The sequence below is a fragment of the Pseudomonas syringae genome, from assembly GCF_001698815.1.
In the GTDB taxonomy this organism is placed as follows: domain Bacteria; phylum Pseudomonadota; class Gammaproteobacteria; order Pseudomonadales; family Pseudomonadaceae; genus Aquipseudomonas; species Aquipseudomonas syringae_A.
This window is the reverse complement of record NZ_LGSI01000051.1, coordinates 1-12588: the sequence shown is the minus strand read 5'-3', so window position 1 is coordinate 12588 and position 12588 is coordinate 1. Positions and strand designations below refer to the sequence as shown.

Genomic DNA, 12588 nt, shown 5'->3' with positions numbered 1-12588 from the left:
CGCCAGACTTGCTCATTTCACCTGCCATGGAGGCTTCAATCATGTCCCGCTCCATCGAAAGCCAGCTCAACGAGTCCTTTCGTGATGCCTTGGTCGCCTATTACCTGGGAGAAGTTGTACCCAATTCACCTTTATTAATAGGCCTCGGTCTGCACCAGCGCCTGAAAACCGCCAATGACTTGTATGAGTTTTTCCTCATCGACAATCAGGTGACCCACGACGTTGAAACCAGTTACGTGGCCTCGGCCATCGCCAGTGTCCAGCAATACATCAACGGCGCGTTGATGGGCATGGAGCCGGGTTATGACCTGTTGCAACCTACCGAAGCGCGCTTCGTCGAATGGCGTGACCGCAGCAGCCAATACCCGATCTGGGCCGCCAACATGCAATTGGCGTTGTATCCGGAAACCTTCATTTCCCCGGCCTTGCGCCTGAAAAAATCCGGCTATTTTGCACAGCTGGAAAACGATATCAATCAGAACAAAATTAATATCGACACCACCCAGGAAGCGGTTAAGTCTTATCTGGCCAGTTTCGAAGAAGTGGCGAACCTGACCGTGATCAACGGCTATATCGACAGCGACCGCTTTGCCGAGGGCAAGTATTACTTTATTGGCAAATCTCGCGCCGAGAGTATTTATTACTGGCGCATGGTGGACATGAATGAACGGGCTTATAAAGCCGGCACTGAAGGCCCCAAATATGACAACCCGACACCCGGCGCCTGGTCGGACTGGAAGCGGGCAGAAATCGGGGTTAATGCCAATACCCTGGAGCGAACCATTCGCCCGGTGTTTTTCAATAATCGGTTGTTTATGAGCTGGGTTGATTTGATCCATGTCGCAGGCGAACCGACGATCACCGGTTCGGCTGAAGCACCTGAAGTGGTGAATACCGAACAAGTAAAACTGGTTTTCAACCTGTCCTATAAAAAATATGACGATTCGTGGAGTGCCCCGCAAATTTATATGGATGTGACAACCCATAAAAATGTCATCCTGGCTGGCACTGCGATGGATCTCCACAAAGAGCTAAATACAATCGTGGCATTTGATGTATCCAGTTCACCGGAATCGCTATTTATTGGTATGTATGCAGGAGAGCAATCTGTTCCGGATGAAGCGAACCCGACCAAAGCAAACTATGCATTCCTTGCCACGACCTACATCGACAAAAACTTTAATATCTCTCCCCTTTATCCGAGCGACCATAAAATAGAAGGCGCGAACAATTCAGCCATGCAGGACGACCTTCGCGTCCAAAGCATCTGCTGGACATTCGCCATAAAAAACAAAAACAACCTGCAATTCACTTGGTTTCCGAGCCAAACTAAAACCATGACCATTCAAAATATCATCACGACCGCTCCACACCCTGAAAGCGACGATTACAACTATAGAAACCTTCAGGAAAATATTCTGGACATCAGCGAAAACAATAGCGCTATTACACTTAATCGTGAGCGGTCCACCATTGAGATTAGAACGGGCATTCATAATAATATACAAAATAGTACAGACTCAACCTATGACATACGCATCTGGGCCACCAACAATGTCGACTTAACCTTCCATTTAATCCCAGTGAGGGACGCCTCAGCAAACCCATACATCACACTTGCCGAGGGCTCGTATCTTCTCATATCCAGCATGCCGACCCGCCCCCCCGCCGCCAGCTTCGCTGCACACACCCCAATCATTCATTACTTAATCTCTGACAGCGGCATGGACGATTTAACTTTCCCCGAAAACTGGGAACCGCACACTCAATATAGCATCGCCCTAAAAACACTCAACAAAGAGTTTGCAGACTTAATTAGAAGGCACGAAATCTATACTGACAGTGGATCTATGTATCCCAAAACCGAAATTCCGAGCTACCCCTACAGCATGACGGTCACAGCAACATCGACCCCATTAGAAACACATAAATACAGTCAACAAATCCTATTACCCTACGACATGAACAAAGCAACAACCACAACACTATTACCCCTTTCACAGTCCCAACCACTGCCTCAGCTGATTGCGCCCAGCCCGCTTACAGGTCAACTCACCTACAACAAAGACGACCTTTCTCTTGCCCATAGCTATATCCCCAACGCTGACCTCAGTACGCGCTACTTTATCCTCCATGGCGTCGAAATTCGATCAGACAACACCGTCATAGGCAAAGCTCTAAAGCTGACTCAATTCGAGCTTCACTTTCAAGACAGCGTGGTGTCCGATATCGTTTCACCCAAAATAAATACCAAAGTCGACGCTAATCTGGGCATTGCTGAATACATTGATTTTTCCGGATCCAACATAAGTTTCTCGGACGGGTCCACTACCGAGAAACGTAAACCCATCCGCATGAACACCCTGTTCGCCCGCGAACTGATCAACAAAGCCAATATCGCCCTGGAGGCCCTATTGTCCTGGAACACCCAACAACTCCAGGAACCCCCCATCGGCGATGAAACCGAACCCACCGAGATGGACTTCAAAGGCGCCAACGGCCTGTACTTCTGGGAACTGTTTCTGCACTTGCCGTTCATGATTTCCCACCGCCTGAACCTTGAGCAGCGCTTCAAGGATGCCGAATTCTGGCTGGGGTTCATTTTTGATCCGGGGCGCAAAGCCCATGACTCGGCGCCGGCCTATTGGAACGTGCGGCCGCTGACCGAGTTGCCGGACCCGGATTATTTCATGCGCGCGCCCATCGACCCGGACGGCATAGCGGCCAGCGACCCGATCAAATATCAGAAGGCTGTGTACTTCCATTACATCAAAAACCTGGTCGACCGGGGCGACATGGCCTATCGACAACTGACGCCAGACAGCCTTGGCGAAGCCAAGCTGTGGTACGTGCGCATCCTCGACCTGCTTGGGCCACGGCCCGATGTGATGCTCACCAGCCAGTGGGCACCGATTGCGCTGGCGGAACTGGCCGAGTCGACCAACCCGGGATTACGCGAGTTTGAAATGCAGCTGATCGAGCAGGAACAGCAGCTACGCAGCACCGAGCCAGCCAACAGTCACACGTCATTGTTGCGGCTGAGCACCTTCGCCAGCGACCCGACGCTGGCCGAGGAAGACAATGCGCACTTCATCACCCCCATGAACGCAGAGTTGACCAAATACTGGGACATGCTCGAATCGCGGCTGTACAACCTGCGCCACAACCTGACCCTGGACGGCAAACCGTTGTCGTTGCCGCTGTTTGCCGCGCCGCTGGACCCGCGCGCCTTGCTCGCGGCCTACGCCAATGGCGCCACGGAAGGTGGCGCGGGCAGCCTGCTGGCTCAGGAAATCCCTCATTACCGCTATGCCGTGATGTTCGCCCGGGCCAGCACCGCAGTGGATAACCTGATCCAGTTCGGCAGTACCTTGCTGTCGATCATCGAACGTAAGGAACAAGGGCAATTGATGGAGCTGCAACAACAGCAGGTCTGGGAGTTCGCCCAATACGCCATCGATTTGCAGCTTGAGGCCCAGAAAGTCGAAACTGAAGCGCGCAAGGCACTGCAAGCCAGCCAGGTGGTGACCGATGCGCGGGCAGGTTTTTACGGCAGGCTGGCGGAGGAAAACGTCAGTAAGGGCGAAACCTCGGCAAACAGAGAGCATTTGATCGCAAGGATTTCAGACGGCGTGGGCGCTACAGCCAATGCCCTTGCCTCGGCTTTGAAAGTGCTACCTAACCACGGCGGGTTCCACGCAGGAGCCATCGGCGGGACGTCCAATGGCGCAGCTGCAGGTGGAGCGGTCGGCGGATCCCGCTTTGAGGGTATGCCGGAAGTGGTAGCCGTTGCAGCCTATGCCAATGCCACGCTGCATGGAGCGATTGGCGACGCCCTAGAGCGCTCGGAAATATACCGCCGCCGCCTCCAGGAATGGGAAAACGCTCGCGATCAAGCCCGACTGGAATCAGAACATATCACCGCGCAGCTTGCTGTTCATGATGCGCAGACGCGTGTCACTGCGTTGCAACTGCGTCAGGCCCAGGAAGCTAAAAAACAGGCCGAAACGGTGCATGCGTTCCTCAACAAACGCTTCACCAACAGCCAGCTTTACCAATGGCTCAACGGCCAGTTCTCGACGTTCTACTATCAGGCCTACGACGCTACGTTTTCCCTGTGCCTGGCTGCACAAGCCTGCTGGCAATACGAAATTGCCGATTACTCGACGACTTTCATTCAACCCGCCGCCTGGAAAGATGCCTGGCGCGGCCTGACTGCTGGCGAAGCGCTGAAACTGAATCTGCTGCGCATGGACGCGGCTTATCTGGCGCGCCACGACCGCAAGCTGGAGATCGTCAAGACGGTTTCGGTAAAGCAGTTGCCTGTATTCACCGACACGGAGCCCAGCATCAATCCGGGCTGGGACGTTGTCGTTGCGCGGCTGGCGGAAGAAGGCATCGCCGAATTCGAAATCACCCGGACCATGCTCGACGCCGATTACCCTGGCCACTACCTGCGGCGCGTCAAGCGCATCAGCGTTTCGCTGCCGGTTACCGTCGGCCCTTATCAGGATATCCGCGCAACCCTGACGCAAACTTATAGCGCGGTGCAGATGAACGGGCCGGAAGGTCCGCTCAAGGAAAACATGCGCGCCAGCCAGCAGATCGCCGTTTCGACGGGTGTCGATGACGACGGCCTGTTCGTTTTCAACTTCGATGATGAGCGTTACCTGCCCTTTGAAGGAACCGGGGCAATTTCCCGCTGGGCGCTGACCTTCAGCGCCGGGCAAGAGGAGATGATTGCCTCGATCACCGACATCATCGTCCACGTGCGCTACACCGCGAAGAGCAGTTGATCGAAGGAGAGCCAAAGCCATGGATGCTCAAGCACCATCACAACCAACATCGCAGCCGGCAGTCGCGACCCCTTCGCTGCCCAAGGGCGGCGGAGCGATTCAAAGCATCGGCAAGGGCTGGGGCGCGGTCGGCAGCAGCGGTGCAGCGTCACTGGAAATCGCCCTGCCCGTCAGCCCCGGCCGAGGTTACGCGCCCGCGCTGGCGCTCAACTATCAAAGCACCATCGGCAATGGCTTGTTTGGCATCGGCTGGAACCTGAACCTGGGCTGCGTCGCGCGGCGTGCCAGCAAGGGCGTGCCAACCTATACCGATGAGGATGTGATCCTCGGTCCCAGTGGCGAGGTCTGGCTACCCGAGCGCGACGCAAATGGCACCCTTCAGTTTTCCAGTGTCAGCAGCTATAACGGCCACGATCTGGGCGCAACCTATCAAGTGGTTCGCTATTTCGCGAGGATCGAAGGCGCATTCGACCGAATCGAGCACTGGCGTATCGACCCGATTGATCCAGGCTTCTGGCTGATTCACGGCGCTGACGGCAGCCTGCACTTCTACGGCAAGAAACCTTCGTCACGCAGCACCGACCCGGCCGATTCCAACCATGTCGCCGAATGGCTGTTGGAAGAAAGCATGAATGCCGTCGGCGAACACATCCTCTACGAATACAAAGCCGAGGACGAAGTTGGCTTGCCTGAAGATCATCCCCGGGACTTTATCGCCCAGTGCTACTTATGGCGGGTTCGTTATGGCAATGCCCTGGCGCATCCGCTGCTGTACCTGTGGGACGAAGACTCGCTGGAAAGCCTGCAATGGCACTTCGACCTGCTGTTTGACTATGGCGAGCGCAGCACCGGGCAAACGGCGAAACCAACCTATGTGGAGCAGAACCCATGGCCGGTGCGCAGCGACCCGCATTCGAGTTTTGCCTACGGTTTTGAACTGGGCAATCTGCGCCTGTGTCGGCAGGTACTGATGTTTCATTATTTTCCGGACGAAACGGGGGACGCGCCGTTGCTGGTCCAGCGTCTGCTGCTGGAGTATCGCGGGACCGCTCTCAAATACAACCTCCTCGCCGCGGCGCATGCCCAGGCCTGGGACGGTACAGCCATGCAAAAACTCGATCAGCGACCGGCGCTGAAATTCGACTACAGCGAATTCAATAGCGACAGCGGCATCTACACCCCATTGGAATCCTTGGCGGGACTGAACGACGGTCAGCGTTACCAAATGGTCGACTTGTACGGCGATGGCTTGCCCGGGGTGTTGTATCAAAACGACAAGAGTTGGCTGTATCGGGAGCCAATACGGGCTGAATCAGGCGGCGCGGATGCCGTCGCCTACGGTCCCTGGCAGGAATTGCCGAGCATTCCGACAGCCGACTCAGGCACACCGGTGCGACAGGCACTGACAGACTTGACGGGCGACGGGCGTCTGGAATGGATGGTCGCACAACCCGGCATGGCAGGGTTTTTCACGCTTAACCCCGACCATAGCTGGTCGGGCTTCGCGCCGTTTTCAGCCTTTCCGGCGGAGTTTTTTCACCCTTCAGGACAAATCGCCGATCTGGTCGGTGGCGGGCTGTCCGATCTGGCCTTGATAGGACCGCGCAGTGTTCGTCTCTATGCCAATCGGCGCGCTGAAGGTTTCTCAGGGCCAATCGATGTTCCCCATGACGACGACCGGCTGCCTTTGCTCAGCGATAGCCCAAATGAGCTGGTGGCATTCAGTGATCTGCTGGGAACCGGGCAACAGCATCTCATCCGCATTCGACACAATGAGGTCAGGTTCTGGCCGAATCTGGGACGTGGACGATTCGGCAAGGGCCAGTTGTTCGCCAGCTTGCCGTTCAGCTATGAGGCGTTCGATTCAAGCCGGGTTCGGCTGGCCGACATGGACGGCTCCGGGGCCAGCGATCTGCTTTACCTCGAACCGGGCTGCATCCGGATCTTCATGAATGAAGGCGGAAATGCCTTCGCACCGCCATTGGAGCAAGCCTGGCCTGAAGGGGTGCGCTATGACCGTTTTTGCCAGGTCAGCGCCGTTGACTTGCAAGGCCTTGGATTTTCCAGCCTGGTGCTGACCGTTCCACACATGAAGCCTCGTCACTGGACGCTGCATTACGCGGCCAACCGTTTGGGAACCTTACACAAACCCTATCTGTTGAAATCCACGAACAACAACATGGGTGCGGCAGGCGCGGTGACGTATCGCAGCTCAGCCCAGGAATGGCTGGATGAAAAGCAGGAATTGCGAGCAGCAGCCAAGATCGCTGTCTCTTACCTGCCCTTTCCCATCCATGTCGTGGTCAGGCAGACCCAGCAGGATGTCGTTACCGGGAACCTCCTGGCCCAGCTCTTCAAGTATCGACAGGGCTTTTATGATCCACGGGAACGTGAGTTCCGCGGCTTCGGCTTGGTGCTGCAAACCGACACCGAGACACCAGCGCAGCCCGAAGACGGTTTTACCGCCTCCGTGCTGAGCAAGACCTGGTTTCATACCGGGCGCTACCCCGAGGCCACTCACGACGACTATGACACCAGCGATACGCAGGCAGTGCCGCTGGGTGAGCATCTGCTGTCAGTTTACGACCCGGACACCGGGCATGACCGGCCTGTCGAGGATCCTGACGACGCTACCCGACAGGAAATGGCTCGTGCGCTTAGCGGCTCGCCCCTGCGCACGGAGGTGTTCGGTCTGGATAAGGATCAGCAGCCCAGCGTGCTGTATTCGGTGCAGGTGCATCGCTATCGGGTCCGCCAGCTTCAGCCGCTGAGCACGCATCAGCCTTACGCGTTGATGATGCCGCTGCCTCTGCAGACTATTGCCTATCAATACGAGGTGGACCAGCTCGATGATCCCCTGTGTGAACACACCCTGAACCTGGCCTGGGATCTTTACGGCGCCCTGACCTACGGCGTGACGGTGAATTATGCGCGGCGCAAGCAACCGGGCGACGCACCTCCTTTCGAAGATCCCTACCAGCAACAATGGTGGCAGGCGTCCCATGACGATGCGCAACAGTTTTTCTACCTGAACGAGGCCCGGGCCGAAGCCATCCATCTGGATCATCCGCAAAGCTGGCGACTCGGCCTGCCTTATCGTGTCCGCAGCAACGCCATGGTGGTTGCGGCCAGCACACTTGCGCCCGCGCAGGTCAGCTATGAGCAGTTCACCGATGCAGAAGGAGCGTTCGCCGCGTTGCCTCGCACCCTCACCAGCCTGTCAGTACAACGCTACATCGATTGTGGCGATGGCGAGGCAACCTTTCAGGCGTTGGCCGACGCCGGTGAGAGCGCAGAGCTCGATGACCATGCCCTCAGCGCCTACGAGCGGGTCATGAATACGGAGCAATTGGTCGCCCGGCTGACGGAAGTGGGCTATCAGCAAATGCCCAGCTTCCTGCCGGACGATGGTTTGAACCTTTGGTCGGTCAAGCGCAGCTTTGCCACCTATGCCGGGCTTGAAGGTTTCTATCGCATCACGACCTTCAGGCCAACCCGCAGTCATGGCTGGACCACCGTCGAATATGACCCCTACAGCCTCTTCGTAATCAAGGCCACCGATCCGGTGGGTTGCATCACCACCGCCAGCTACGACTATCGCGTTCTGCAACCGAGACAGATCGTCGACCCCAATCACAATACCCAGGAGGCCGACTACGATGCGTTCGGCAGGTTGTGGGCGACCAGCTTTTATGGCACTGAACTGGGCCAGGATGTGGGTTTTGCTCCGCTCAATCCTGAGGTACGCCTGTGGGGCGGGACAACCGAGGCTGTCCGGAATCCAGCCGGGGCGTTACGAGAATGGGCTAGCGTTTATTACTACGACGCCAATCTTACCTTCGATCCCGGAACCATCCCGTTTGCCAGCGCAGCCTTGCAGGCCGACCGCTATCCGGGTGACCCAACGAGACAGATTCGCCTCAGCCTGGTTTCCGTGGACGGTTTCGGACGTACGCTGCAAACCCGCCAGAAAGTCGAGGACGGTGACGCCTATGCGGTCGATCAGGGCGGCAACATCGAGCTGGAGGGTGGCCAGCCGAAGATCGTGCATGCCTCCCCTCGCTGGCGGGTCAGCGAGCGGGTGGAATACAACAACAAAGGCTTGGTGGTGCGGGTCTATCGCCCGTATTTCGCCAACAGCCATGTCTACGTCAAAGACGAGTCGTTGCGCGAACATGGCTACTTCGACCGGCAGTTCTATGACCCGCTGGGTCGCCCGACCATCACGCTGACCGCCAAGGGCTGGATGCGGCGTCAGACCTATCGGACCTGGTACACCATCAGCGAGGATGAGAACGATACAGCCGAAGAAATACTGGCAGCAAAGCTGGATGAGCTGAAGCCATGAGCCAGATGCTCCACGCTCAGACGCCGATGATTACGGTCATTGACGGTCGAACGTTGGTCCTGCAACGGGTGGCCCTGTATCGCAACGATGCCGATAGCATCGCGCTGCCACGTGCAACCCACCAAAGATTCGACGCGGCCGGACGCCTGATCGCAGCGCAGGACCCCCGTCTGACATCGCCAAATCTGCGGACGATTTACAGCCTGAGCAGCCAGGTGTTGTTCAACGATAGCGTCGATGCCGGTTGGCGGCTGGCCCTGCCGGGCGCAGCGGGTCAGGTCGTCGCTGGCTGGGACAGTCGCGGCAGCCAGCGGCAGATCGACTATGACGAACTACTGCGGTCTGTGGCGATCACCGAACAGGATCGAGTGGTGGAGCGCTTTGCCTATGGCGGACCGGAGGCGTTCGACCACAACCAATGCAATCAACTGATTCGCCATGACGATACGGCGGGCACCCGTCATTGCACGGATTTCGGTTTGCTTGGGTCGCCGCTCGTGGAAGTCCGACAGTTCCTGAATAGCCTGGACATGCCGGACTGGCCGGAGTCGATGCCTGAACGGGATGTGCTGCTGGAGCCTGACAGCCTGAAAACCCGATGGGTTTTTAACGCATTGGGTGAAACCCTCAGTCAAACCGATGCAACGGGCAATATTCGGCACTTTGAGCAAACCGTGGCCGGTGAACTGAAGTCGGTTTCGCTCGTTTTGGCAGGAAATAACCAGTCGGCGATGCTGGTTGATGAAATCCTCTACAACGCCTTCGGTCAGGTAGAGCAGGAACGCGCGGGCAACGGCGTCATCAGCCGGAACGTTTATGATCCGCAGGATGGCCGCCTGAATGAACTGCACGCAGCTTTGGCTGACAACTCGCCTATGCAACACCTGAAATACAGCTACGACCCGGTCGGCAATATCCTGCAAATCGAAGATGGCGCCCAGCCCGTGCGATTTTTTGCCAACCAGCGTATCGAGCCCATCAATCACTATCGCTACGACACCCTGTATCAACTGATAGAAGCCACTGGCCGGGAAGTCATCACCGGCAGCAGCCACGGCCCTGCTTTGCCCGATTTGCAAAACCTGCCGCCTGATCCTGATCAGATCGCCAACTACACCCAAACTTACAACTACGATGCTGGCGGTAATCTTGTGCAGATGCGCCACGTCGGCGCGCAAACCTTCACCCGCCACATGCGCGTCGCCCCGGACAGCAATCGCAGCCTGCCCGAAGGTGAAGTCGAGGTGGATTTCGAAGCCGGTTTTGATGCCAACGGCAATTTGCTACAACTGGTGCGCGGGCAGAACTTGAGCTGGGATGCACGCAATCAGTTACAGCACATCACCACCGTACAGCGTGACGAAGAACCTGATGACACTGAGCGTTATGTCTACGACGGCCAAGGCCAGCGTTGCCGCAAGATCAGCAGCGCCCAAACCTCCAGCCGCACTCTGCTCAATGAAGTGCGCTATCTGCCGGGGCTGGAAATCCGTACCACGGCCGACGGCGAAATCCTTCACGTAATCACCGCACAGGCCGGCCGCAACAGCGTTCGGGTATTGCATTGGCAGACAGGCAAACCCGATGGCATTGCTAACGATCAGCTTCGCTACAGCCTCTCCGACCACTTGGGGTCAAGCACCCTGGAACTGGATCATCTCGGTCAATTGCTCAGCCAGGAAAGTTATTACCCATTTGGCGGCACATCCTGGTGGGCGGCGCGCAGTGCAGTTGAGGCGAAATACAAAACCGTCCGCTATTCGGGCAAGGAGCGCGATGCCAGCGGGCTTTATTACTACGGTTTCCGGTATTACGCGCCGTGGGTGTACAGGTGGATTAATCCCGATCCGGCGGGGGATGTGGATGGGTTGAATTTTTTTGCGTTCGCATCTTCAAACCCGATAACCAATATTGATACACGGGGACTTACACGCAAGCGCGCGTCTGCTTCACGGACCGTATCACAATCAGTACGTAGCACACCTTACAGCACCTTACGGGAGCACAGACGCAGTTCCTTGAGTGGCCCAACACGTGAAACACTAGATGCCAGACCCGGGGCCTTATGGGGTGACCCTGAAGAACTCCTAGGGCCAGCACATACACCAAAACTCAAAAGTTATTTTTCCCCCAACCTTGATCAACGGCTAATTGAGGCAGGTAGAAAGTCTGACATGGGATCTCTAATCGTTAGTACGATGTTCAGCCACAACGGCAATCAAAGTGAAGCGCCCTACGACATAACGTCAACACACTGGAATAAAACCGATAAATTTTACAACACCTACAAACCAGAAGAATGGATTTTCCGCTCCAACTTCAAAAGGAGCCAAAGCCGCGACTATCATGCCAACGACGTCGTTCGCTTCCAAGCTAAAGCCATAGCAGACAAAATGGGCTTTAACGGAATATTACCCTCTGCAATTAAAAATAGCTTTGTTGTCAACGACCAGACATTGCAGCTAACCTCAGCACTCACCACCAAAACACCGGAGATGATGCGAGTTTTTTTAGACAGCACTCCTAATGGCAAACGAACCCAACGCGTGTTGGACGACTTCGACTTAGAGGCAGTATGGGTAGACCGGCAAGGTGATCCGGACTTTCCGTTTGCTGATTTTGTCATCAGCGTACAGCCTAAAAAAACTTCTAGCCTTCATTCAGCCATTCACTAATTTTTAGATGATGTATCAGAGCTTTTAAAAGCTAAGCAATTGGGTACAGTAACGAGCTTCGTCATGCCACAGTGCATTAATAATAACGCCTCTCCCTTTCACTTGAGAAGAAACCCTGACCTCTTGCGCCTCGGCATTCAGTTCTTTAGCCTTTACGGCGCTGCAAAATCAGCGACGAATTTTGGAAGACCTAGGCCAACGCCACCGTCAAGTTACAACAGTTCGAACAATTTTCAGATCCGGAGCAACCCGTCTGTCCTGCGCCAGATACCGCGTACAACTTACTCTTAAAAAGGACGCAAAGTTCACCACCTCTCCGCGAAAATCCATGACCTCTTCATACAGTTTGGTAATCAGTTGATTGGTCGTGATGCCATCGTGTTGTGCAATCTCGGCGAGGATATCCCAGAACTGGTTTTCCAGGCGCAATGTCGTGACCACGCCACAGATGCGCAAAGAACGTGAACGGGACTCGTAGAGTATGGGATCGGCTTTGACGTAAAGTTCGCACATGGCGGTTACCCTTCTGCGGCCTCGAATTGAGCGAGATAATGTGGGAGATTCTATGTTGCAGGGAAACCCTGCAACCTTAAATTAGGTTGATATTCGCTCTGGTTTTTCATCAGGGCGAATGCCACCCGGCAAAGCTTGCGGGCGAGGATGACCAAGGCTTGGGTTTTGGCGAGCCCCCTGGCCAGATAAGACTCGTAGTACGGCCTCCAAGCGGGCGATCGACAAGCCGCCATTGCCGCGTTGTGTGCCAGCCGCC

General features: G+C 55.8%; 4 protein-coding genes and 1 pseudogene. 3 read left to right on the top strand and 2 right to left on the bottom strand.

The window, feature by feature from the left end:
- Positions 1 to 41 precede the first annotated feature (41 nt).
- From AFK24_RS17365 to AFK24_RS17355, 3 genes are read left to right on the top strand one after another with little or no spacing between them, the layout of a single operon-like run.
- A complete protein-coding gene (locus AFK24_RS17365) occupies positions 42 to 4796 on the top strand; it encodes a neuraminidase-like domain-containing protein (protein ID WP_065834398.1) in 4755 nt (1584 codons plus the stop codon).
- Positions 4797 to 4815: 19 nt separating this feature from the next.
- Positions 4816 to 9144: a SpvB/TcaC N-terminal domain-containing protein gene (locus tag AFK24_RS17360; RefSeq protein ID WP_065834397.1), complete on the top strand. Its 4329-nt coding sequence runs from the start codon at positions 4816 to 4818 to the stop codon at positions 9142 to 9144.
- The gene (locus tag AFK24_RS17355) at positions 9141 to 11819 is read left to right on the top strand and encodes an RHS repeat domain-containing protein (protein ID WP_065834396.1); all 2679 of its coding nucleotides are present in this window, start codon (positions 9141 to 9143) and stop codon (positions 11817 to 11819) included. Before AFK24_RS17360 ends, AFK24_RS17355 begins: the two co-directional genes overlap by 4 nt.
- 207 nt (positions 11820 to 12026) lie before the next feature.
- Here AFK24_RS17355 and AFK24_RS17350 read toward each other — a convergent pair whose 3' ends face one another.
- Entirely contained in the window at positions 12027 to 12332 is a 306-nt protein-coding gene (locus AFK24_RS17350; RefSeq protein WP_065834395.1) for a ribbon-helix-helix domain-containing protein, read from the bottom strand.
- A 50-nt stretch (positions 12333 to 12382) separates the two neighbouring features.
- A pseudogene (locus AFK24_RS31405) lies at positions 12383 to 12588 on the bottom strand (IS110 family transposase); the annotation flags it as partial.